This is a genomic window from Nocardia caishijiensis NBRC 108228 (assembly GCF_001612825.1).
Taxonomy (GTDB): Bacteria; Actinomycetota; Actinomycetes; order Mycobacteriales; family Mycobacteriaceae; genus Nocardia; species Nocardia caishijiensis.
Window position 1 is genome coordinate 21518 of record NZ_BDBE01000017.1, and the last position, 22262, is coordinate 43779.

Below are 22262 nucleotides of genomic sequence, written 5' to 3' on the forward strand. Positions count from 1 at the left end.
GGACCAATGACCGACTCGTCATCCACCCCACCGGTACGGCCCGGCCTGATGTCGCGGGTGCTCGGCTGGCTGCGCGCCGGATATCCGCAAGGCATTCCGCAATCGGATTACGTCGCGCTGTTCGCGGTGTTGCATCGCAACCTCACCGACTACGAGGTGGTGGCCATCGGGGAACAGTTGATCGCGGCCAATCCGAACCGGGAATCCATCAGTCATGCCGAGATCGCGGCCGCCGTCGCCGATTTCGCGAAACAGCAGCCCGCCGCCGAGGACGTGTCGCGGGTGGCCTCGCATCTGGCGGCCGGTGGCTGGCCGCTGGCCGAACCGATCGACGACTCCGAGTAATTCACGGTGTGCCAATAGAATTGGTGGCTGACGATTCCACCGGATTCGTGCCGTTGTCGCGCTAGCATGCACGGGTGGTACGGCGTGCGGCAGAAGTCGAGAGTGGTCGAAGTTATGGTGGATTGTCGCGCGAGCAGCGAATTGCCCTACGCCGGAGCCGATTGACCGACGCGGCGCTGGAATTGTTCGGAACCCGCGGTTATTCGTCGACCTCGATCGAACGATTGTGTGCCACTGCGAATGTGTCGACGCGCAGTTTCTACGAAGACATCGGTAGCCGCGAAGCGCTGCTGATCGCCCTGGTCGACCGGCTCAATTCCGCCGCGCTGCAACGCCTCGACGAAGCCCTCGACCGCACCCGCGAACAGCCGCTCGTGGTGCGGGTGGTGGAGAGTTTCCGCGCGTTCCTCTCGGTGACCTGCCGGGATCGGCGCGCCGCGCGGGTGTTCTATGTGGAGATCGTGGGGGTGAGTCCGGCGGTGGAGGAATGGCGGCGGGCGCAGCGGCGGGCGATTTCGGCGCTGCTCACCCGCGAGGCGCAGCGCGCGGCCGAACGCGGTGAGGCGCCCTCGCGCAGTTTCCATCTGTTCACTCTCGCCTTGATCGGCGCGGTGACTTCGCTGGCTCAGGAAATGGTGCACGCCACCGTTCCGGGTGATGCGATCTCGGTCGACGAGATCTGCGATCAGATCGCCTACTTCATCCGTTCCGGCCTGCCCGCGCGTACGGCCTGAGAAACGACAACGGGAGGCGCCCGAAGGACGCCTCCCGTCACCGTTTACCGCGAATCAGATACCCATACCCTGGGCGAGCAGCGGCCACGAATCGTGCAGCGCCTGCTCCCAGTAGGGCCAGTAGTGGGTGCCCATCGGGGTGAACTGGTAGGTCGCCGGGATGTTGAGCGAGTCCAGCTTGGCCTTCAGGTTCTGGCTGCAGGCGTTGGTCGCCGCCTCGATGCCGACACCGAGGCCGAGGTTGATCGCACCCATCGGGCCGGGAGCGTTGCTGAGGTAGTACTCGACATCGGCGTTGGACGGCATGCCGCTACCGCTGGAGATGTAGAGGTTGGTGCCGCGCAGCTTCTCGGCATTGATGACCGGGTCGTTCTCCACCCAGGCCGGGTCGTTGTCGGCGCCGTACATGTTGGCGGTCTTGCCGCCCGCCCACGTCTCCACCGAGAACTTGACGGCCTGCTTGCCCAGCGGGTCGGCGATCTGCGCGCAACCGCTGTAGGCGGCCACCGACTTGAACAGGCCCGGCTTGGCCTCGGCCAGCTGCAGCACCGAGGTGCCGGAGGTGGACAGGCCGGCCAGCGCGTTCAGGCCGGTGGAGTTGAGGGTGCTGTCCAGCAGCGGCGGGAGTTCCTCGGTGAAGAAGGTCTTCCACTTGTTCAGACCCAGCTTGGGGTCTTCCTGCTTCCAGTCGGTGTAGTAGCTGCCGCGACCACCGATGGGCTGGATGACATTGACCTGCTTGTCGGCCAGGAAGCCGAGCGCGTTGGTCTGGGCGGCCCAGCTCGCGGTGCCCTCACCGGCGTCGAGGCCGTTGAGCATGTAGAAGTTGGGCGCGGGCTGCGACTCGTCGACGGGGCGTTGCACGTCGATGGTGATGTCTTTCTTCATCGCCGCCGAGTACACCTTCAGATGCCAGGTGCGCCCTTCCTTGACCACCGAGGTCACCGAGGACGCCTTCTCCGGCTGGGCCGAGGCGCCACCGGCGAGGGCCGCCACCGACATGGCGGCGGTCAGGGCCACGGCCGTCGTGCGCAGCGCGGCGACATTTCGTAGTGCGGAAAGTTTCATCGAACAGTCGGTTCCAGTCCACGGGCCGTGTCGGCGCCGTCATCGCAGTCGGTCCCCGCGCACCGGGTTTTCTCCCCGGTGGCGACGAGGCTGTCAGATCCTCCGATATCCTATGTCCTCCCCGAGAGTGAAACTGTTACGAGTCCCAATCTGTGGACTTAACGGTCGCGCAATAACCGCCGGTGAATCGGAAATATCGGGGAAACCGGGCGCTTCTAGGGTGACGCCATGGGTATCGAGGTCAGCGGATTATCCAAGTCGTTCCGGGTGGGGCGTGACACTGTCCGTGCCGTGGATTCGGTCGACCTGCACACCGCCGACGGCGCGTTCCTGTCGTTGCTCGGCCCGTCCGGTTGCGGCAAGTCCACCGTGCTGCGGATTCTGGCGGGTCTCGACGAACCGAGCGCGGGCACCGCGCGGATCAACGGGCACACGCCCGCGCAGTTGCGTGCCTCACACGAGCTGGGGATCGCGTTCCAGGACTCGGCACTGCTGCCGTGGCGCAGTGTGGTGTCCAATATCGCATTGCCGTTGCAGGTGGCGGGGCTGCCCGTCGATCGGGCACGGATCGCCGAACTGGTGACGCTGGTCGGGCTCGACGGGTTCGAGCAGGCCAAGCCCGCGCAGTTGTCGGGTGGGATGCGGCAGCGGGTGTCGATCGCGCGGGCGCTGGTGGTCGAGCCGTCGGTGCTGCTGCTCGACGAACCGTTCGGCGCCCTGGACGACATGACCCGGCAGCGGCTGAACCTGGAACTGCTGCGGATCTGGACCGAGAAGCCCGCGACGACGCTGATGGTGACCCACGGCATCAGCGAGGCGGTGTTCCTGTCGGACGTGGTCGCGGTGATGAGCCCGCGACCCGGGCGGGTGCTCGAGGTGGTGGAGGTCGACCTGCCGCGACCGCGCACGCCGGAGATGATGCGCACACCGGAATTTCACAAGCTGCACGATCACCTCTCGGAGCTGCTGTTCGGGCGGGCGGGCGTGGCATGACGGCCGCGGCTACCACCGCGCGCCCGGCGCCGGGTCGGCACCTGTGGGTCGGCGCGCGGTTCGCCGGGGCGCTGGGTGTTGGGGCGTTGATCGTGTGCTGGTGGGTGCTCGCCGCCGCGGGAGTCGCGGGGGGAACGGTGCCGACGCCGTGGCGAGTGCTCGCGACCATGTGGTCGGACGGGTGGGCGCTGTACGGGCCGAACTTCCAGGTCACCGCCGGTGGCGCGCTGCGCGGATTCCTCTGGGGCAACGCGCTCGCGATCGGCATCGCGGTGGCGATCATGTTGGTGCCGCGGATCGAGCCGCTGGCCACCCAGCTCGCCATCCTGAGTTACTGCACGCCGCTGGTCGCGCTCGGACCGATCATCCTCGTGGTGTTCGGCGGGCGCACGCCGACGGTCTTCCTTGCCGCGATGTACTGCTTCTTCACCACCATGGTCGGCGCGGTGAGCGGGCTGCGGTCGGCCGACCCGGCGAGTCTGGATCTGGTGCGCGTCTACGGTGGCGGTCGCTGGCAGCAGCTGTATCGCGTGCGCGCGGTGGCGGCCCTGCCGAATACGTTCGCCGCGTTGAAGATCGCGGCGCCGTCGGCGGTGCTCGGCGCGATCATCGGCGAGTACCTCGGCGGGGTGGACAGCGGAATCGGGGTGGCGCTCACCGCGGCGCAGACCGCCTACAACGTGCCGCGCACCTGGGGAATGGCCTTGGCCGCGGCGGCGCTGGCCGGGCTCGGATATCTGCTGATCGCGATGCTGGCCCGGGTGGTCGCCCCGTGGACGAGTGCGGAGGCGAAGCGATGACCCTGCTGCGCGGCCTCGGCCGGTTCCTGTTCCCGCTGGTCACCTCGCTGCTTCTGCTGCTCGTGATCTGGACGTTGTTCCTTCGCGCGTTTCCGCAGATCGGACCGCGCGTCGGCAAGACGCCCGCCGACATCTGGACCTATCTGGTCACCTCGCCGGGCGCGCCGACGGCCCGGCAAGCGATCTTCGACGACCTCGCGATCACCCTGGCCGATGCCGCTGTCGGGTTCACCGTCGGCATGGTCGGCGCGATGGGAGTCGCGGCCCTGTTCGTGCTGTATTCGGCGGTGCGACAGACCTTTATGCCGGTGGCGATGCTGCTGCGGTCGGTGCCGCTGGTGGCCCTGAGTCCGATCGTGGTGCTGGTGTTCGGTCGTGGCACCACCGGGGTGACGGTGCTGGCCGCGATCGTCGTGTTCTTCCCCGCGCTGGTGATGATCATGACCGGTCTGCGGGAAGCGCCGAGGCAGGCCATGGAGGTGGTCGCGGTGTACGGCGGCTCACGCTGGACCGGGTTGCGGATGGTCGCGGTGCCCGCCGCCCTGCCGTCGATCTTCGCCGCGGCCCGGGTCTCCGTGCCCGGGGCGTTGATCGGTGCTCTGCTGGGTGAATGGCTCGGCAGCGGAACAGGTTTGGGTGCCGCACTGGTTCGCGCGATTCCGATGTTCCAGTACAACCGGCTGTGGGCTTCGATCGTGGTCGTCACCCTGGTGTCGGTGGTGTTGTACGCACTGGTCGGGGTGATCGAGAACCTGGTGCTCGCCCGATTCGGGGTGGGACGGAAAGAATAGTCGCGGAACGTAGCGGCAAAGAAAACGAAACGCGGCGAATCTAGCGTCTGCGTATGAACAGCATCGATCGTCGCAGTTTTCTTCGTTTCTCCGCGCTCACCGGCGCCGCGGTGGGTGGTGCCGGGTTGCTCGCCGCGTGCGGGGGTAGTTCGGCGACTTCCGGTTCCAGCGACGACGGTTCGAAATACGGCAGAGTCGCGGTGCAGTTGTCGTGGATCAAGAACATCGAATTCGCCGGTGAGTATTTCGCCGATTCGCGCGGCTATTTCAAGGAAGCGGGATTCGGAACGGTAGACCTCATCGCGGGTGGTGCGGCGAGTACGTCGGTGGAAGCGGGCCTCGACACCGGGAAGGTGTGGATCGGGCTGTCCGCCCCGCAGACAACCGCCCCCGCCGTGTTGGAGGGGCTGCCCGCCAAGATCGTCGGCGCCACGTATCAGAAGAATCCTTTCGCGATCGTCAGCGCGGCGGGTAGACCGATCAAGTCACCGGCCGAGATGAAGGGCCGCAAGATCGGGGTGCAGGACACCAACCAGCTGATCTTCAGCGCGCTGCTGGCCGCCAACGGCATCGCGCCCGGCGAGGTGACCGTTGTGCCCGCCCAGTTCGACCCGACGCCGCTGGCCAACGGCGAGGTGGACGGCTGGGTGAGTTACGTGACCAACGAACCGATCACCTTGGCCGCCAAGGGTTTCGCCAACGACCATTTCCTCTTCGCCGACTTCGGCCTGCCGCTGGTCGCCGAGACCCTGACCGTCGCCCAGTCGACCATCGACAACGAACGTGACAAGCTCAAAGCCTTCCTCACCGCCCAGATCAAGGGTTGGAAGGACGCCGTCGCCGACCCGGCCGAGTCGGCGCGCCTGGCCGTGGAGGTCTACGGCAAGGACCTGAAACTCTCCCTCGATGAGCAGATCAAGGAAGCCACCGCCCAGAACGACCTGGTCGTCTCCGCCGCCACTCGTACCGACGGCCTGCTCACCATGTCCGACGCCCTGATCGAACAGAACATCGCCGCCCTACGTACCGCCAAGATCGACATCACGGCCGACCAACTCTTCGACCTGTCGATCCTGCGCGAGATCTACGCAGAGAACCCGTCACTCAAGTAGAACGCTGAGGCCGCAAACCCGCGGCGCCAGCCGCCAAACTATATGGCCATGCCCACCGAGGTGGAGGTGCCGAAATCTCGGTGGGCGGCCAGGCGCAGGCCCGCCCGTGAGGCGAGGAAGTCGGCGGTGATGAAGACGGCGGTTTCGGCGGGGGTGCGTGGGCCCGCTTCCAGTCCGGCGGGGACGTGTAGCCGGGCCAGGGTCGGCTCGTCGAAGCCGCCCGCGCGTAGGTCGTCGAGGCGACGGGCCTGGTCGGCGGGGGTGCCGAGGGCGGCGAGGTAGCCCAGTTCCGGCAGGCGAAGGGCAACCGTGAGCAGCGGAATCTCGAAGCGCGGTTCGTTGGCCAGCACGACGATGCCGGTGGTGCTGTCGATCTCGCCCGCGGCGGAGAGGGTGTTGAGGTAGCGGTGCGGCCAGTCGACGACCACCTCGGCGCCGGGGAACGAGGCCGGGTCGGCGAACTCGGGGCGCGAATCGCAGATGCTCACCCGGTAGCCGATCATCCGCGCCTGCGCGGCGAGGGTGGCCGCGTAGGCGTTGGCGCCGAAGATGAGCAGGCGTGGCGGCGGGCAGTAGGAGGCCACGAACAGGTCCGATTCGGGCAGGGCGACCAGCTCGGTGGCGTGTTTGCGGTCGGTGATCAAGTGCTGACCGATGACGTCGGGATCCTGGTTCCACACCACGGTGAACACGGTGACCCGGCGGTGGGCCTGGATGTCGGCGGCGACGGTGGGGAATTCGGGGAAATCGCGGCAGGAGAACGGTTCGACGAAGATGTCGACGAGGGTGCCGTCGTCGGAGGACGATTCCAGCCCGGTGAGCATGCTGTAGCGGCGGAGTTGCCGGATGCCGGTGCGCGCGGCTTCCATCGCCGCCTCGTACACGGTTTCTTCCAGCCTGCCCGATGCGATCGATCCGAAGACGCCGCCACCGGGCGTGACGAGCATTGCCGAACCGATCGGCAGGGCATTGGTGCCGATGGTGCGGACTACCGTTGCCAGGCCACCGGTCGCACCCGAATGCCACACTCGCAGAAGGTCATCGACGATATCGCGCATATCTCAAATCTCCGATCACCGTGCGCCGACTTCCGGGAAATCGCGATCGGCCCCTGTCGCCAAGTCGTCGCACGTGACGCACACCATATCCTGTCGGGTGCCCAAATAGGAACCCGCCCCGGCATCCCCAACGGCCGCAGCGTAAATGGCTTTCCAGTGCTTGTTCTCTATCACAACGGGATGACCTGGAGTGTCGTGGAACACACTACGAGCCAAACCGCTCTCATTCGAACGGGCCGCGGCGAGTACCCGAGCTACGACTTCGGCGCCGATATCGGGTGTATCGACGGGACGGAACGCCACATATCGAGAACCCGCGCGGGCGGCCTCGGCCAGCCCGGCGCGCACCGTGGCCGAGAGCCCGGTGGCCCAGTCGGCGACCCAACGCCAGCGGGTGCCGGTCGGCAGGTGCAGCGCTGTCGGGTCGGGGCCGGTGGCACCGAGCAGCACGATCACCGGGTCGCAGCCGCCGTCGCGCAGCGCGGTGATCGCGGCGGTGAGCCAGGCGCCGTCCTCGGCGAGTGCCTTGGGTTTGCCGAAGCGGGTTCCGGCACCGGCCGCCAGCACCACACCCGCGCACGAGCCGTGCGTGAGCGCTTCGATCCGGGGCATGCAGGTGAAAGTAGTTGCGCAATGTTGCCGGTCGATTACGGCCGGGGAGCGCGCGGGCGACGACACGGGTACGTCGCCGGTCGGCTCGAGTGGCGGCCCGGCGGCAATGGGGAGATGCTGGACCGATGACTAGGGAAGCGATGGGCCTCGCGGAGTTCAACGCGTTGCCCGACGACGCCGCTGAGCAGCTATTGCTTGCCTGTTGCTCGTCGCCGCGCTGGGCGGCGGCCCTTGCCGCCGCGCGTCCCTACGTCACCGTGGTGTCCCTGCTCGATGCCGCCGACGCGGCCGCCGATGCCCTCGACGAGGTCGAGATCGATGCCGCGCTCGCGGGGCATCCGCGCATCGGTGAGCGTGCCACCGGCACCGCCGCGCACGAACAGGCCGGTGTCACCGGCGACGACGTGCGCGCGCGGCTGGCCGAGGGCAATCGGACCTACGAGGAGAAATTCGGGCACATCTACCTGGTGTGCGCGGCCGGACGCGACGGCGAGGAATTACTCGCGGTGTTGCAGTCGCGTCTGGACAACGATGTGACGACCGAAAGGCAGGTTATGCGAAACGAATTGGCGAAGATCAATCGTCTGCGCCTGACACAGCTGGTGGCGTCATGACCGGCCTCAGCACGCATGTGCTCGATGCCGTGCGCGGGGTCCCCGCCGAGGGGGTCGCCGTGTGGTTGGTGCGGGGCGAGCTACGGCTCACCGAGGCGCTGACCGATGCCGACGGGCGAGTGAAAGAGCTTGCCGCCGGGCTCAATCCGGGTGACTACCAGTTGTTTTTCGATACCGGCAGTTACTTCGCGGCCCAGGGCGTCGAGACGTTCTACCCGGAGGTCGGTATCGCGTTCACCGTCGGCGACCAAGCGCATCTGCATGTGCCGCTGCTGCTGTCGCCGTTCGCCTATTCGACCTACCGAGGGAGTTGAGCTGTGGCACTGACCGGCCCGATCATGTTGACCGACAACCGATACGGCAAAGCCGAGAACCGGGTGGTGCGTTTCTACAAGGAGAACGCACGCCACGAGATCCGGGATGTGAACGTCACCACCACACTGCGCGGTGATTTCGAGGCGGCCTATACCGAGGGTGACCAGCGGCAGGTCCTGCCGACCGATACGCAGAAGAACACGGCGTTCGCCTTCGCGAAGAAGGTGGGAATCGACACCGTCGAGGATTACGCGATCGCGGTGGCGAAGCATTTCCTCGATACCGTCGAGCCGGTCGCCAGTGCTCGTGTAGATGTCGAATCGTATGGCTGGCAACGCGTTTCGATCAACGGCGCCGAACACGACCACACCTGGGTTCGGCAGGGACCCGAGGTGCGCACGGTCGCGGTGACGGCCACCGGTGCCGGCACCTGGCTCATCGGTGGGATCACCGATCTGGTGCTGCTCAAGTCGACCGGTTCGGAATTCGCCGACTTCCTCGTCGACGAGTACACCACCTTGGCGCCGACCGACGATCGTGTCCTTGCCACTTCCCTCGACGTGCGCTGGCGCTTCGCCGAGCTCGACGGTGTCGACTGGGACGAGGTGTACGCCGGAATTCGCGCCACCCTGCTCGAACTGTTCGCCACCACCTATTCCCGCGCGCTGCAACAGACCCTCTACGCGATGGGAACCGCTGTGCTGGAACGGTTCCCGATGCTCGCCGAAATCCGTCTGTCGGCTCCGAACAAACACCACTTCGACTACGACCTCGACCGATTCGAGATCGAGAACAAGGGTGAGGTGTTCTGGGCCGCCGACCGTCCGTACGGATCGATCCACGCGACACTGCAGCGCGCGGACGCACCCGATGCCGGGACCGCGTGGTCGGCATGAGCGGGTCGGGTGTGGTCGGCGTCGGGCAGCGGGACGAGGTGGTCGCTGTGAGCGCGCCGGATCTCGTCATCGACGGGTGTGCGGTGGTCACTGTCGATGCGTCGGGAACCGAGTACCGGCGTGGGTGGGTGTCGGTGCGTGGCAACAGAATCGAAGCGCTCGGGGAAGGCAGGCCACCAGCGTTCGGGGCGGAGACCGCGCGGATCGATGGGCAGGGTTGCCTGCTCACCCCGGGGTTGGTGAACACCCACCATCACCTCTACCAGTGGATCACCCGGGGGCTCGCGGCCGACAGCACGCTGTTCGAGTGGCTGAAGACCCTGTACCCGGTGTGGGCGCGGATCGATGAGAAGTCGGTGCGGGTGGCCGCCACCGGCGCGCTGGTGTCGCTGGCCCGCACCGGCTGCACCACCTCGTCCGACCACCACTACCTGTTCCCGCACGGTGGCGGCGACCTGCTGGGTGCCGAGATCGCGGCCGCCGCGGAGGTGGGGCTGCGATTTCATCCCGCGCGCGGGTCGATGGACCTCGGGCAGAGCGATGGTGGGCTGCCGCCCGACGACGTCGTCGAGACCATCGACGACATCCTCGCCGCGAGTACCGCCGCGATCGAGCTGTGGCACGACCCCTCGCCCGACGCGATGGTGCGCATCGCGCTCGCCCCCTGTTCGCCGTTCTCGGTGACCGCCGACCTGCTGCGCGAGTCGGCCGTGCTCGCCAGGTCGGCCGGGGTGCGGTTGCACACCCATCTCGCCGAAACCGTCGACGAGCTGGACTTCTGCCGGGAGAACTTCGACTGCACGCCCGCCGAGTACATGGAACGACTCGGTTGGCTCGGTGACGACGTCTGGTACGCCCACGGCGTGCATCTCGACGACCACGCGATCGCGGCGATGGCCCGCACCGGCACCGGCGTCGCGCACTGCCCGACCTCCAACGGACGCCTCGGCGCCGGCATCGCCAGGACCGCCGACCTGGTCGCGGCAGGTATCCCGGTCGGTCTCGGCGTCGACGGTGCGGCCAGCAACGAGTCGAGTTCCCTGATCGAGGAGCCACGCAACGCCCTGCTCTACGCCCGAGCGGTCGGCGGCCCCCAGACCATGACCGTGCGCGGCGCGCTCGAACTCGCCACCATGGGCGGCGCCCGCGTGCTCGGCCGGGCCGACGACATCGGCTCGATCGAACCGGGAAAACTCGCGGACCTCGCTCTCTGGCGTCTCGACACCCCCGCCCACGCGGGCATCGAAGACCCTGTCGTCGCCCTGATCCTCGGTTCCCCGCCCCCACTCGCCGCCCTCCTCGTGAACGGCCGCGAGGTGGTACGCGACGGCGTGGTCACCACGGTCGACGAGGCGTCGGTCGGCGCCGATGTCGCCCAGGCCCAGGCCACCCTCCTCGCGAGCTCCTGACCCACCGACCCGAAAGCTCTCACTCTGGTTCTCGGCCGATGCCGCCATCAGGGCGTGGTGAGCGGGTGATCAGGTGCGGGTGGCTGGGGGAGGGGCACACTGGAGGGTGGATATCGGGTTTACCGTGGCGCAATCTCGAGTGGGTGTCGTGCAACATCGTGGCAACTCGCCGGACCTAGTGTGGCTGGTGAGGTAAGCGAGGTGGATGTGGATCTGGATACCGTGCGGGAGGTGGTGCTCGCTCGCGAACGCGCCGATCTGGCGCAGCTCCGGGCGGGAAGCGCGGTGCTGGCCGGTGGGACCTTCCTCTACTCCGAGCCGCACGACCACCTCGACCGACTGATCGACATCACCACCCTCGGCTGGCCCGCACTGGTCGAGACAGCCGAGGGCCTGGAAATCGCCGCGACCTGCACCCTCGCCGAATTCGCCGGTGCGCGTCCCGGCCGTGAGCTCGGCTCGCCGACCCTGCGACCGGACTGGCCCGCCACCGCGTTGTTCGCGCAGGCGTGTCGGGCCCTGCTCGCCTCGCACAAGATCTGGCGCACGGCGACGGTCGGCGGGAACGTGTGCCTCTCCCTGCCCGCGGGCGCCGTGCTCGGTGCGCTGGTCGCGCTCGACGCCGTGGCGGTGGTGTGGCCGCAGGGTGGTGGGGAGCGGCGAACAGCGTTGCGGGACTTCGTGACCGGTCCCGGAACGAATGTCCTCGGCCCCGGGTCGGTGGTGCGCTCCTTCGTCGTCCCGAAGCCGAATCTGCGGGCGCGCACCAGCTTTCGCAAGACAGCGCTGACACCCCTGGGGCGCTCCGGCTCGGTCGTGATGGGAAGGCGCACCGCCGAGGGCTGTGTACTCACCGTCACCGCGGCGACGACCCGACCGATCGTGCTCGATTTCGACCGCGCACCGGGCGACGACGAGCTCACTTCCGCGCTCGCCGGGATCGCGCCGAATGTGTGGTTCGACGATCCACACGGCACCCCGGATTGGCGCAGGCACGTGACGTATCTGCTGGCCACCGAGGTCGTCGCCGACTTGATGGCGAGCGAGCCGTGAACGCGCTGATGAGCGGGGCAGGTCGGGCTGAGTGGATCGGGCGACTCGCGGCGAGGGAGGTGAGCCGTGCGGCTGGAAGTTGACGGACGAATTGTCGAGGTGACACCCAGGCCGGGGCAGTGTTTGCGGACCGTGCTTCGAGAGCAGGGCACTCTCGCGGTGAAGAAGGGGTGCGATTCCGGGGATTGCGGTGCGTGTTCGGTGCTGCTCGACGGTGCACCCGTGCACTCCTGCCTGATTCCCGCCCACCGTGCCGCCGACCGGAGCGTCACCACTGCCGCCGGTTTGTCGGGTGCCTCCGGGCCGAATACGGTGCAGCGCAGCTTCGTCGACCATGCCGCGTTCCAATGCGGATTCTGCACAGCGGGAATGGTGGTCACCGCGACCGGCCTCCGTCAGGCCCGTACCGCCGACGACCCGGAGATCACCGACGCCGAGCGCGCCGAGCTCATGAAAGGAAACCTGTGCCGCTGCACCGGGTACCGAGCCATCACCGACGCCCTCACCGCCTGTGCACCGCTGTGCACAACCCGCGATATCAACCTCGACCAGGCTCCCGATGCTGAACTCGGCGTGCGCGAGATTGTGCCGGTGGACGTAGCCGGGGGCACGGAAGTTGCCGATGGGCTGGACGTGCCCGAAGGGTCGGGGGTTGCGGGAGGGCTGGGAGTTGCCGAGGGTGCCGGGGCTGCCGATGGGCTGGGGGGTGCGGCGAGTTCGGACCGCCACGTCGGCGGCGCGACATCGGGGGACGAAGGCGACCCGGGAGAGAGCGGCACAGACTCGGTCACCCACGGTGGGAGGGCGGAGGATGGGGAGCAACTTCGCGGAGGGGTGACGGCGGCGTCGGTGGGGGAGGGGCCGGTAGTGGCCGACGGCATGGTCGAAGCAGTCGCGGAGAGGGTTCGGGGAGAGGAATTCGGGCCGGGGCAGGTCGGGAAGGGTGTGGGGGCGCCTGCGGGCGAGCGGGTCGTTCGGGGTGGGGAAGCGTTCACCTTCGATGTCGCGGCGGGGGAGGAACGGGGGCCGGGGGTGGCGCCCTGGCATATCGCGGTGTTGAGCAGTCCGCACGCGCATGCCCGGGTGACCTCGATCGATGTCACGGGTGCGGAGGCCGTGCCCGGGGTGCGGGCGGTGCTGACAGCGGCGGAGGCGCCTGGGGTGGCGTTTTCCACGGCCCGGCACGAATTCCGGGAGGACGATCCCGACGACACCTTCGTGCTGGATCGCACCGTGCGGTTCGTCGGGCAGCGGGTGGCGGCGGTGGTGGGGGAGACCCTGGATGCGGCGCGGGCGGGAGTGCGTGCGCTGCGCGTGGAATACGAGGTCCTTCCGGCTGTGTTCGATCCGGCGCAAGCGCTCGCGGACTGCGCGCCGACATTGCACGGTGACAAGCCGGACACGTCACGCATCGCGGACGCGCAGCGCAACCTCATCGCTGAGATACACGGCGGTGTAGGCGATTTCGATCGAGGTATCGAACAGGCCGCGCACGTTGTCACCGGAGTCTGGCATTCGCCGCGCGTGCAGCACGTGCACCTGGAAACCCACGGCGGCATCGGCTGGCTCGACGACGACGGCAGACTCGTCCTTCGCACGAGTACCCAGGTCCCGTTCCTGGTGCGCGACGAGCTCTGTCACCTGTTCGGCCTCGACCGCGACCGGGTCCGCGTGTTCGCGGCCCGCGTCGGCGGCGGATTCGGCGCCAAACAGGAAATGCTGGTCGAAGACCTCATCGCTCTCGCGGTGCTGCGTACCGGGCACCCGGTGCAGTACGAATTCACCCGCACAGACGAATTCACCTCCGCCACCTGTCGTCACCCGATGCGCGTGGAAGTCACCGCCGCAGCCGACGCGAACGGTCTGCTCACCGCGCTGGCGGTCGACGTGCTCGCCGACGCGGGCGCCTACGGCAACCACAGCGCGGGGGTGCTGTTCCACTCCGTGGGTGAGTCGGTGGCCGTCTACCGCTGCCCGAACAAGAGGGTCGACGCGCGAGCGGTGTACACCAACAACATTCCCTCCGGCGCCTTCCGTGGCTACGGACTCGGCCAGGTGATCTTCGGGGTCGAGTCGGCCATCGATGAACTCGCTCGCGACCTCGGCATCGACCCGTTCGAATTCCGCAGGCGCAATGTCGTGGTCCCCGGTGACCGGTTCACCGGCGCCGAGGTCGACGAAAGCGACCTCACCTTCGGCAGTTACGGCCTCGATCAGTGCCTCGACACCGCGCAGCGGGCGCTGCGGCGTGGCAACGGCGTGCCCGCTCCCGGACCGGACTGGCGGGTCGGGGAGGGGATGGCCGTTGCGATGATCGCGACGGTCCCGCCGCGCGGTCACCATGCCGACGCGACGGCCGAGCTGCTGACCGACGGCCGTTATGAAATTCGCGTCGGCACCGCCGAATTCGGCAACGGCACCACCACCGTGCACGCCCAACTCGCGGCGACCGCGCTGGCGACGACCGCCGACCGCATCGTGATCCGCCAGTCCGACACCGACCTCGTCGGGCACGACACCGGCGCCTTCGGTTCCACCGGAACGATGGTGGCGGGCAAGGCGTCCTACGCCGCGGCGCTGGAGCTGCACGCCATGCTGCTGGCCAGGGCCGCCAAGGTAACCGGACATCCCGAACGCGACTGCGTGCTGGAGGCGGACGGCGTGCGCTGCGGCGCCGAACTCGTCACCGCGGCACGACTGCTCGCCGACGGGCACCTCGTCGCGCACGGAAGCCATTCGGGGACACCACGGTCGGTGAGCTTCAATGTGCACGCGTTCCGGGTGGCCGTGCGTCCGGCGACGGGGGAGGTGCGGATCCTGCAGTCGATCCAGGTTGCCGACGCGGGCACCGTACTGAACCCGGTGCAGCTGCGCGGACAGGTCGAGGGCGGCGTCGCCCAGGCCATCGGCACCGCGCTGTACGAGGACATGCGGACCGAGCGTGGTGTGGTGACCACCCGCACGCTGCGGCACTATCACGTCCCGCAGTTCGCGGATCTGCCGCGCACGGAGGTGTATTTCGCCGAAACCCGTGACGCGCTGGGCCCGCTCGGTGCCAAATCGATGAGTGAGTCGCCGTACAACCCGGTGGCTCCCGCCCTGGCGAACGCGATCCGCGACGCCGTCGACGTCAGACCCGACCGATTGCCGATGACCGCCGACCGGATCTGGCGGCTGGTCCAGAAAGGAGCGGCCGCGTGAACACCCGTCTGCCCGAACATATCCGGGCCCGAGTCGATGCCGTGCTCGATTCCGTCGACGCGGAGCTGCGGCTGCGATACCCGGGGCAGGGCGCACGGATTCAACCGGTGCACACGGTGTATGTCCCCGCCGACCGCGCCACCGCCGACACCCCTGCGGAATGGGGTGCCGTCGCGCTGGAACTGCTCGACCGGCACGCCGAGTTCCTCGCCGAACTCGACACCACCGCCGCGCTGCCGACGGTTCGCACGGTATTGGCCGAACAGCCGGTACAGGATCTGCGGATAGATTTCGAGGACGGTTACGGTTTCCGCGCCGACGACGTGGAAGACGCCGCCGCGACAGCGGCGGGCAAATCGCTCGCGCTCATGGCCGAAAAGCCGCACGCGCCAAGGTCGTTCGGCGTCCGGATCAAGGGTCTCGCGAAAGAAGAACGCAGGCGGGCCTTGCGGACCCTGGAGTTGGTCCTCGACGGTGTCGCCGACGTGCTGCCCGGGTTCGTCTTCACCGTCCCGAAAATCCGGGCAGCCGAACAGGTCTCGGCCGTCGTCGATATCTGCTCCGGTATCGAACGTGCCCACGGCCTGCCCGACCACACGCTGCGCTTCGAACTGCAGATCGAAAGCCCGCAGGCGATCATCGCCCCCGACGGCACCGCGCCCATCGCACGCATGCTCGCGCTCGCCGACAACCGGTGTAGTGCACTGCATTTCGGCACCTACGACTACACCGCCGCTTGCGGCATCGCCGCGACTGATCAGGCACTCGATCACCCGGCCGCCGACCACGCCAAGGCGGTGATGCAGGTGGCTGCCGCCCAGACCGGGGTGTGGATCTGTGACGGGTCCACCCAGATCGTGCCGGGCGCCGATCCCGAATTCGCCTTCGCCAACCACTACCGCCTGGTCGAACGTGCCCTGCGCCGTGGCTACTACCAGGGCTGGGACATGCACCCCGGCCACCTCGTCACCCGCTGGCTGGCCACCCACAATTTCTTCCGCACCGCCACCGACGTCGCCGTCCCGCGTCTGCGGGCTTATCTCGGCCGCCGCGACGAAGGGGTGGTCGACGAGCCCGCCACCGCCGAGGCCCTGTCGACCACGGTCCTCCGCGCCCTTCGGTGTGGCGCGGTGAGAGTGGACGAATTGCGCACCCTGGCACCGGAACTCACCGAGCAGACGCTCACCGGTCTGATGTCGCGCCGCTTGCCGACCGAGGGCGGCTGAGGGGTCGGGCGCCCGGCTCCGTAATGCGGCACCGCAGACCAGCGCCGTTCCGGCGACACCCTGACTTACGGGAGACACGATGACCGACTACCGGGACGATTTCACCTTCCTACCCGACCTGGCCGTCCGGCCGCTCGGCGGATCCGTGATCTGGGCGAACGACGAGTTCTTCGCCGAAAAGGAGAACCTCGTCAATCCCGGTCCGGCCGAGTACCGACCCTCGACCTTCGGGCACAAGGGGCAGATCTACGACGGGTGGGAAACGCGTCGTCATCGCGGGAAACCGGGCGACGACGCGGCGATCGTTCGCCTCGGCATCCCCGGCGTGATCCGGGGGATCGTGATCGACACCGCCTGGTTCACGGGCAACTACCCGCCCGAGGTGTCGGTCTCGGCGCTGGCCGTCGACGGCTATCCGCCCGCCGAGGACATCGCCGCACGTGGCGACTGGGTGCCGCTGCTCGATCGGGTGAAGGTCGGCGGTGACTGTCGCACCCCGTTCGCCGCGGACGACGAAAACCGGTGGACCCATGTGAAACTCACTATGCACCCCGACGGTGGTGTCGCCCGGTTGCGGGTGCACGGCGAGGGCCGACCCGATCCGGCACTGCTCGGCCTCGGCCCGCTCGACCTGGCCGCCCTCGAGAACGGCGCGCTTGTCCTCGACTGTTCCAACCGCTTCTACAGTTCCCCCAACCAGCTGCTCTATCCCGGCCAGGCGCGAGTGATGGGCGAGGGCTGGGAAACCGCGCGCCGCCGTGACGACGGGAACGACTGGGTGCGCATCGCCCTCGCCGGACCGGGCACCATCCGCCTCGCCGAGATCGACACGTCCTGCTTCCTCGGCAACAGTCCCGGCGCCGCCTCCCTCACCGGATTCACGCGCGACGGAACGGAAGTCGAGCTGCTGGCGCGCACCGATCTGCTGCCCGACACCCGCCACCGCTTCGCGCTCACACCGCCGACGGACGCGGTGCAGGAAGTGCGCCTCGACATCTATCCCGACGGCGGCCTGGCCCGCCTGCGGCTCTACGGCGAGCTCACCGCATGACCGGGCCACGTGACTTCCTCGGCTACGGCCGCACGCCGCCGGACCCGAGGTGGCCCGGCGGCGCGCGGATCGCGGTGCAATTCGTCCTGAATTACGAAGAGGGCGGGGAGAACAACGTCCTCGACGGATCACCGCATTCGGAAACCTTCCTGTCCGAGATGACACCCGCCGAAGCCTTCCCCAATCGGCACATGAGCATGGAATCGCTCTACGAATACGGTTCGCGCGCGGGCCTGTGGCGGATTCTGCGCGCTTTCGAACGGCGCGATATCCCGCTCACCATTTTCGCGGTCGCGCGCGCGATGCAACGCAATCCCGAAGCGGTCGCGGCCTTTCGGGAACTCGGCCACGAAATCGCCTGTCACGGTCTGCGCTGGCAGTCGTATCAGCTCGTGGATGTGGAAACCGAACGCGCCGACATGGCCGAGGCGGTGCGCATCCTCACCGAACTCACCGGTGCGCCGCCGCGCGGCTGGTACACCGGTCGCGACTCACCCAACACCCGCGAACTGGTGGTCGAGCACGGTGGTTTCGCCTACGACGCCGACTCCTACGCCGACGACCTGCCCTACTGGACCTCGGTGCACGGGCAACAGCACCTGGTCGTCCCGTACACCCTCGACACCAACGACATGCGCTACTGCTCGCCCGCGGGCTTCGCCACCGGCGAGGAGTTCTACGCCCACCTGCGCGACGCCTTCGACGTGCTGTACCGCGAAGGGACCGAGGGCAGCCCGAAGATGCTCTCGATCGGCCTGCACTGCCGGATCGCGGGCCGCCCCGCCCGCACCGCCGCCCTGGAACGCTTTCTCGACCACGTGCGATGCCACGAAGACGTGTGGATCACCCGTCGGATCGACATCGCCGAGCACTGGCGAGCCACGCACCCGCCAGCACCGTGACCGAGGCCTAGGCGAACAGGTCCCGGACGAACGGGAGCGAGTCGACCAGGGAGGCGTTGACGGTGCCGTCGTGGTCGGTGGGGTAGGTGCGGGCGGTCACCGGCTGGCCGTTGGCCTCGAGCACCGCGAAGTAGCGCAGCGTCGCGGGAGTGACCACGTCGGTGTCGCGCAGGCCCTGGGCCAGCAGCAGCGGGCGGTCGTAACCGGACTCGGGCAGGCCCATGTAGCCGCCGAGCAGGCCACGCAGGTTCGGGATCGAGGACAGCGGGCGGGCGAACATGCTGCCGACGGACGGCTTGACCGAGGCGAGTTCGTCGCCGAGCGGGCCGATGCAGGCCGTCTGGGCGCGCTCGAGCCAGGTGCGGCCGGTGTCGGTGAGCAAGCCGTCGATGCCGAGATCGGGGTAGGTGGTTCGCAGGCCGCTGAGGATGTACAGGACGTAGGCGGTGAGGTGTGAGCTCAGGGCGATCGGGGGCACGCCCGGGCCGACGAGACCGATGACATCCTCGATGTAGGCGGGCACACCCGTACCGACCGCGCCGCGATAGTCGAGTTCGGGACCGCCGAACTCGGTGGCGTAGCGGGCGGTGAACACGGCCGCGCCGCCGCCCTGCGACTGGCCGACCACGGCCCACTTGTTCGACAGCGACGGGTACTGCGCGGTCGCCGCGCGCACGGAGTCGACCACATTGCGTGCCTCGACCACACCGTTCAGATACGGGTGCTCACCCGGCCCGCCGAGACCGGCGTAGTCGGCCGCGACGACCGCGTAGCCCTGCTTCAGCCAGGTGCCGAGGTAGGCCCAGTCACGCTCGACGGCGGCCGGGCCCGCCACGCTGTAGGCGCAATCGTCGCCGAGGCCGACGGTGCCGTGGGCCCAGGCGATCACGGGCCAGCCGCCCTCGGGTGCTTCGCCCGCCGGGAAGTACACAGCGGCGCTCGTCGTGGTTGGCTGGTCGCCCGCGGTGGTCGAGCGATAGATCAACCGCTCGGCGCGCGCGGAACCCGGCAGCGTCGCGGCGGCGGACAGTGATTCCACCGAGACGACCGCACCGCCGGTGGGCGCGGCGGTCGCCGGGACGGCGGGCAGCACGGTCAGCGCGGCCGTCGCCGCGATCATCAGCATCCTCGACTTGCGCACAGTCCCTCATTCCCTTCGTCGGACAGCCCGATTCTGCACCCTGCCCGTCGAGCCGGACACGCCGCCCGGGCAGTGCCGAGTGACGACACGCACAGGATCGACACCCGGCGTGGAGTGTGAAACGACTCACAGGCGGGCGAGCTCGGGGACGCGGTTGCCCACCCGGCCGCGGATCGCTAACAGTACGAGCGTTATGCTAAAACTCCTGGTCAGCACTACCCATCGGTAGCCGCAGTGCTTGCAATCACAGGGCAAATTTCGCAAAGTTAGCAACAGCGGCGACAAACCTAGCTGAGATTCACACAACCAACAGGTAGACGGCTATTTCCGGGTGTGCCATTGTTTGGAAGTACACCCCTCAGGCCCTAGTTAGTCCTAGCAAGCCTGCAAATTGCTTCAGCAGTACGACCCGTGCAACCGAAAGCCTTCCGCCGCCGGTTGTTTCAGTGGCCGGACGGCGCGGAGCACCGACCACACCGAGGAAGTGGAGTCAGAGATGTCGACTGTCGGCACCCCGAAGACCGCTGCGGAGATCCAGAACGACTGGGACACCAACCCCCGTTGGAAGGGCATCACCCGCAACTACACCGCCGAGCAGGTCGTCGCCCTGCAGGGCAACGTCGTCGAGGAGCACACCCTCGCCCGTCGTGGTGCCGAGATCCTCTGGGACCTCGTCAACAACGAGGACTACATCAACTCCCTCGGTGCCCTCACCGGTAACCAGGCCGTGCAGCAGGTCCGCGCCGGCCTGAAGGCCATCTACCTGTCGGGTTGGCAGGTCGCCGGTGACGCGAACCTGTCCGGCCACACCTACCCCGACCAGTCGCTGTACCCGGCGAACTCGGTCCCGTCGGTGGTCCGTCGCATCAACAACGCGCTGCTGCGCGCCGACGAGATCTCCAAGGTCGAGGGCGACACCTCGGTCAAGAACTGGCTGGCCCCGATCGTGGCCGACGCCGAGGCGGGCTTCGGTGGCGCGCTGAACGCCTACGAGCTGCAGAAGGCGATGATCGCCGCTGGTGCCGCCGGTGTCCACTGGGAGGACCAGCTCGCCTCGGAGAAGAAGTGTGGCCACCTCGGTGGCAAGGTGCTGATCCCCACCCAGCAGCACATCCGCACCCTGACCTCCGCGCGTCTGGCCGCCGACGTCGCCGGTGTGCCGTCGGTGATCATCGCCCGCACCGACGCCGAGGCCGCCACCCTGCTCACCACCGACGTGGACGAGCGCGACCGTGAGTTCCTGGACGGCACCCGCACCGCCGAGGGCTTCTTCGGTGTGAAGAACGGCATCGAGCCCTGCATCGCGCGTGCCAAGGCCTACGCCCCGTACTCCGACCTCATCTGGATGGAGACCGGTGTGCCGGACCTCGAGGTCGCGCGCAAGTTCGCCGAGGCCGTCCGCGGCGAGTTCCCGGACCAGCTGCTGGCCTACAACTGCTCGCCTTCGTTCAACTGGAAGGCGCACCTGGACGACGCGACCATCGCGAAGTTCCAGCGTGAACTCGGCGCGATGGGCTTCAAGTTCCAGTTCATCACCCTGGCCGGCTTCCACTCGCTCAACTACGGCATGTTCGACCTGGCGCACGGCTACGCCCGCGAGGGCATGACCGCGTTCGTCGACCTGCAGGAGCGCGAGTTCAAGGCCGCCGCCGAGCGTGGCTTCACCGCCATCAAGCACCAGCGTGAGGTCGGTGCCGGTTACTTCGACACCATCGCCACCACCGTTGACCCCAACACCTCGACCGCGGCCCTCAAGGGCTCGACCGAAGAGGGTCAGTTCCACTGAGTTGCTTTGAGTAGCAACGGATTTCCTCTACACCAGTAGGGGTGTACGCCCTCCCCTGCCGATCAGCCCCGGCAGGGGAGGGCATCCCTATATTGTGGGGCCGAGACCACCGGTTCGGTCTTGGCCCGTCCCCGCCTCTGGACTGACCGAAGGGTGCGACGAAGGAGTGCCCGTAGGGAGGGAAGAGGCGGGGTTTAGGGCCAAGACCCGCGGCGCCAGCCGCAATTAGACACAGGAGTGGGACGTGAGCAGCGACAAGATTCAGCGCGTCGGGATCATCGGCGCCGGACAGATGGGCGCGGGTATCGCGGAAGTGTGCGCACGCGCGCACGTCGACGTCCTCGTCTACGAAACCACCCGTGAACTGGCCGCCGCCGGGCGTGCGCGCATCCTGCGCTCGCTCGATCGTGGCGTCAGCAGCGGCAAGATCACCGAGCGCGAGCGGGAACAGGCCGCCTGGCGACTGCGCTTCACCTCCGACCTCAGTGACTTCGCCGACCGTCAGCTGGTCGTCGAGGCCGTTGTCGAGAACGAAGAGGTCAAGACGGCCATCTTCAGCGAGCTGGACAAGGTGGTCACCGACCCCGACGCCGTGCTCGCCTCCAATACCTCCTCCATCCCGATCATGAAGATCGCCGTCGCCACGGCCAATCCGGAGCGCGTGGTCGGTCTGCACTTCTTCAACCCGGTGCCGGTGCTGCCGTTGGTCGAGCTGGTCACCACGCTCAAGACCAGCGAGCCGGTGGCCCGGCGGGCCGAGGCGTTCGCCGCCGACATCCTGGGCAAGCAGGTCGTCCGGTCGGCCGACCGCTCCGGGTTCGTGGTGAACGCGCTGCTGGTTCCGTACCTGCTCTCGGCCATTCGCATGGTGGAGTCGGGTTTCGCCACCAAGGAAGACGTGGACAAGGCCATGGTGCTCGGCTGTGCGCACCCGATGGGCCCGCTGGCGCTGACCGACCTCGTCGGCCTCGACACGGTGAAGTCGATCGCGGACTCGATGTACGCCGAGTTCAAGGAGCCGCTGTATTCGGCGCCGCCGCTGCTGATGCGCATGGTGGAGGCTGGTTTGCTCGGTAAGAAGACGGGGGCGGGTTTCTACCAGTACTGAGTTGGTGGTCGCTGAGGGGTGAGCCGGGTATGGTGCCCGGCCTGCCA

At 68.0% G+C, this 22262-nt stretch carries 21 protein-coding genes; 17 read left to right on the plus strand and 4 right to left on the minus strand.

The window, feature by feature from the left end:
- Positions 1 to 6 precede the first annotated feature (6 nt).
- Complete coding sequence (locus NC7_RS04590; protein ID WP_067979280.1) at positions 7 to 345, plus strand: DUF3349 domain-containing protein; 339 nt, start codon at positions 7 to 9, stop codon at positions 343 to 345.
- Positions 346 to 419: 74 nt separating this feature from the next.
- Complete coding sequence (locus tag NC7_RS04595; protein ID WP_067979284.1) at positions 420 to 1079, plus strand: TetR/AcrR family transcriptional regulator; 660 nt, start codon at positions 420 to 422, stop codon at positions 1077 to 1079.
- Positions 1080 to 1133: 54 nt separating this feature from the next.
- Here NC7_RS04595 and NC7_RS04600 read toward each other — a convergent pair whose 3' ends face one another.
- Positions 1134 to 2147: an alpha/beta hydrolase gene (locus tag NC7_RS04600; protein ID WP_067979286.1), complete on the minus strand. Its 1014-nt coding sequence runs from the start codon at positions 2145 to 2147 to the stop codon at positions 1134 to 1136.
- Positions 2148 to 2375: 228 nt separating this feature from the next.
- Here NC7_RS04600 and NC7_RS04605 point away from each other — a divergent pair, with 228 nt between their 5' ends.
- From NC7_RS04605 to NC7_RS04620, 4 genes are read left to right on the plus strand one after another with little or no spacing between them, the layout of a single operon-like run.
- Entirely contained in the window at positions 2376 to 3140 is a 765-nt protein-coding gene (locus NC7_RS04605) for an ABC transporter ATP-binding protein (protein ID WP_067979289.1), read from the plus strand.
- The gene (locus NC7_RS04610; protein WP_067979291.1) at positions 3137 to 3940 is read left to right on the plus strand and encodes an ABC transporter permease; all 804 of its coding nucleotides are present in this window, start codon (positions 3137 to 3139) and stop codon (positions 3938 to 3940) included. The genes NC7_RS04605 and NC7_RS04610 overlap by 4 nt, the downstream gene beginning before the upstream one ends.
- On the plus strand, positions 3937 to 4731 hold the full coding sequence (locus NC7_RS04615; protein WP_067979293.1) for an ABC transporter permease: 795 nt from the start codon (positions 3937 to 3939) through the stop codon (positions 4729 to 4731). The genes NC7_RS04610 and NC7_RS04615 overlap by 4 nt, the downstream gene beginning before the upstream one ends.
- A gap of 53 nt (positions 4732 to 4784) precedes the next feature.
- Positions 4785 to 5843, plus strand: a complete 1059-nt coding sequence (locus tag NC7_RS04620) for an ABC transporter substrate-binding protein (protein ID WP_067979296.1) — start codon at positions 4785 to 4787, stop codon at positions 5841 to 5843.
- Between the two features lie 38 nt (positions 5844 to 5881).
- On the opposite strand, the gene NC7_RS04625 is transcribed toward NC7_RS04620, so the two are convergent.
- Together NC7_RS04625 and NC7_RS04630 are read right to left on the minus strand one after the other, a co-directional pair.
- The gene (locus NC7_RS04625; protein ID WP_067979299.1) at positions 5882 to 6901 is read right to left on the minus strand and encodes an XdhC family protein; all 1020 of its coding nucleotides are present in this window, start codon (positions 6899 to 6901) and stop codon (positions 5882 to 5884) included.
- A gap of 15 nt (positions 6902 to 6916) precedes the next feature.
- A complete protein-coding gene (locus tag NC7_RS04630; RefSeq protein WP_067979302.1) occupies positions 6917 to 7513 on the minus strand; it encodes a nucleotidyltransferase family protein in 597 nt (198 codons plus the stop codon).
- A gap of 125 nt (positions 7514 to 7638) precedes the next feature.
- Between NC7_RS04630 and uraD the strand changes: the two genes are divergently transcribed.
- The 9 genes from uraD (at position 7639) to puuE (ending at position 18180) form a co-directional block, all read left to right on the plus strand.
- Positions 7639 to 8127, plus strand: a complete 489-nt coding sequence (gene uraD / locus NC7_RS04635; protein WP_067979305.1) for a 2-oxo-4-hydroxy-4-carboxy-5-ureidoimidazoline decarboxylase — start codon at positions 7639 to 7641, stop codon at positions 8125 to 8127.
- Entirely contained in the window at positions 8124 to 8441 is a 318-nt protein-coding gene (uraH, locus tag NC7_RS04640; RefSeq protein ID WP_067979307.1) for a hydroxyisourate hydrolase, read from the plus strand. Before uraD ends, uraH begins: the two co-directional genes overlap by 4 nt.
- A gap of 24 nt (positions 8442 to 8465) precedes the next feature.
- On the plus strand, positions 8466 to 9338 hold the full coding sequence (gene pucL / locus NC7_RS04645) for a factor-independent urate hydroxylase (RefSeq protein ID WP_067979333.1): 873 nt from the start codon (positions 8466 to 8468) through the stop codon (positions 9336 to 9338).
- The gene (locus tag NC7_RS04650) at positions 9335 to 10747 is read left to right on the plus strand and encodes an 8-oxoguanine deaminase (protein WP_084457959.1); all 1413 of its coding nucleotides are present in this window, start codon (positions 9335 to 9337) and stop codon (positions 10745 to 10747) included. Before pucL ends, NC7_RS04650 begins: the two co-directional genes overlap by 4 nt.
- 207 nt (positions 10748 to 10954) lie before the next feature.
- Positions 10955 to 11800 (plus strand): FAD binding domain-containing protein, encoded by an 846-nt coding sequence (locus NC7_RS04655; protein ID WP_067979340.1) that lies wholly within the window; start codon positions 10955 to 10957, stop codon positions 11798 to 11800.
- A gap of 66 nt (positions 11801 to 11866) precedes the next feature.
- Positions 11867 to 15001 (plus strand): molybdopterin-dependent oxidoreductase, encoded by a 3135-nt coding sequence (locus tag NC7_RS04660; RefSeq protein ID WP_067979310.1) that lies wholly within the window; start codon positions 11867 to 11869, stop codon positions 14999 to 15001.
- Positions 14998 to 16227, plus strand: a complete 1230-nt coding sequence (locus NC7_RS04665; RefSeq protein WP_084457952.1) for a DUF6986 family protein — start codon at positions 14998 to 15000, stop codon at positions 16225 to 16227. Before NC7_RS04660 ends, NC7_RS04665 begins: the two co-directional genes overlap by 4 nt.
- 79 nt (positions 16228 to 16306) lie before the next feature.
- On the plus strand, positions 16307 to 17278 hold the full coding sequence (alc, locus tag NC7_RS04670) for an allantoicase (RefSeq protein WP_067979315.1): 972 nt from the start codon (positions 16307 to 16309) through the stop codon (positions 17276 to 17278).
- The gene (puuE, locus tag NC7_RS04675; RefSeq protein ID WP_067979317.1) at positions 17275 to 18180 is read left to right on the plus strand and encodes an allantoinase PuuE; all 906 of its coding nucleotides are present in this window, start codon (positions 17275 to 17277) and stop codon (positions 18178 to 18180) included. Before alc ends, puuE begins: the two co-directional genes overlap by 4 nt.
- A gap of 7 nt (positions 18181 to 18187) precedes the next feature.
- On the opposite strand, the gene NC7_RS04680 is transcribed toward puuE, so the two are convergent.
- Positions 18188 to 19306: a lipase family protein gene (locus NC7_RS04680; RefSeq protein WP_067979320.1), complete on the minus strand. Its 1119-nt coding sequence runs from the start codon at positions 19304 to 19306 to the stop codon at positions 18188 to 18190.
- Between the two features lie 511 nt (positions 19307 to 19817).
- Here NC7_RS04680 and aceA point away from each other — a divergent pair.
- Both aceA and NC7_RS04690 read left to right on the plus strand, forming a co-directional pair.
- Positions 19818 to 21107 carry an isocitrate lyase gene (gene aceA, locus NC7_RS04685; protein WP_067979323.1) on the plus strand — a complete coding sequence of 430 codons (1290 nt, stop codon included), beginning with the start codon at positions 19818 to 19820 and terminating at the stop codon, positions 21105 to 21107.
- 244 nt (positions 21108 to 21351) lie between these two features.
- Positions 21352 to 22215 (plus strand): 3-hydroxybutyryl-CoA dehydrogenase, encoded by an 864-nt coding sequence (locus tag NC7_RS04690; RefSeq protein ID WP_067979326.1) that lies wholly within the window; start codon positions 21352 to 21354, stop codon positions 22213 to 22215.
- Positions 22216 to 22262: the final 47 nt, after the last annotated feature.

What these genes read in the sequence shown, in the direction of transcription:
- NC7_RS04625 (WP_067979299.1), bottom strand. Translation starts at nt 6,901, where the DNA reads ATGCGCGATATCGTCGATGACCTTCTGCGAGTGTGGCATTCGGGTGCG.
- NC7_RS04615 (WP_067979293.1), top strand. Translation starts at nt 3,937, where the DNA reads ATGACCCTGCTGCGCGGCCTCGGCCGGTTCCTGTTCCCGCTGGTCACC.
- puuE (WP_067979317.1), top strand. Translation starts at nt 17,275, where the DNA reads ATGACCGGGCCACGTGACTTCCTCGGCTACGGCCGCACGCCGCCGGAC.
- uraH (WP_067979307.1), top strand. Translation starts at nt 8,124, where the DNA reads ATGACCGGCCTCAGCACGCATGTGCTCGATGCCGTGCGCGGGGTCCCC.
- NC7_RS04680 (WP_067979320.1), bottom strand. Translation starts at nt 19,306, where the DNA reads ATGCTGATGATCGCGGCGACGGCCGCGCTGACCGTGCTGCCCGCCGTC.
- aceA (WP_067979323.1), top strand. Translation starts at nt 19,818, where the DNA reads ATGTCGACTGTCGGCACCCCGAAGACCGCTGCGGAGATCCAGAACGAC.
- NC7_RS04590 (WP_067979280.1), top strand. Translation starts at nt 7, where the DNA reads ATGACCGACTCGTCATCCACCCCACCGGTACGGCCCGGCCTGATGTCG.
- NC7_RS04630 (WP_067979302.1), bottom strand. Translation starts at nt 7,513, where the DNA reads ATGCCCCGGATCGAAGCGCTCACGCACGGCTCGTGCGCGGGTGTGGTG.
- NC7_RS04620 (WP_067979296.1), top strand. Translation starts at nt 4,785, where the DNA reads ATGAACAGCATCGATCGTCGCAGTTTTCTTCGTTTCTCCGCGCTCACC.
- pucL (WP_067979333.1), top strand. Translation starts at nt 8,466, where the DNA reads ATGTTGACCGACAACCGATACGGCAAAGCCGAGAACCGGGTGGTGCGT.
- uraD (WP_067979305.1), top strand. Translation starts at nt 7,639, where the DNA reads ATGACTAGGGAAGCGATGGGCCTCGCGGAGTTCAACGCGTTGCCCGAC.
- NC7_RS04610 (WP_067979291.1), top strand. Translation starts at nt 3,137, where the DNA reads ATGACGGCCGCGGCTACCACCGCGCGCCCGGCGCCGGGTCGGCACCTG.
- alc (WP_067979315.1), top strand. Translation starts at nt 16,307, where the DNA reads ATGACCGACTACCGGGACGATTTCACCTTCCTACCCGACCTGGCCGTC.
- NC7_RS04605 (WP_067979289.1), top strand. Translation starts at nt 2,376, where the DNA reads ATGGGTATCGAGGTCAGCGGATTATCCAAGTCGTTCCGGGTGGGGCGT.
- NC7_RS04600 (WP_067979286.1), bottom strand. Translation starts at nt 2,147, where the DNA reads ATGAAACTTTCCGCACTACGAAATGTCGCCGCGCTGCGCACGACGGCC.
- NC7_RS04650 (WP_084457959.1), top strand. Translation starts at nt 9,335, where the DNA reads ATGAGCGGGTCGGGTGTGGTCGGCGTCGGGCAGCGGGACGAGGTGGTC.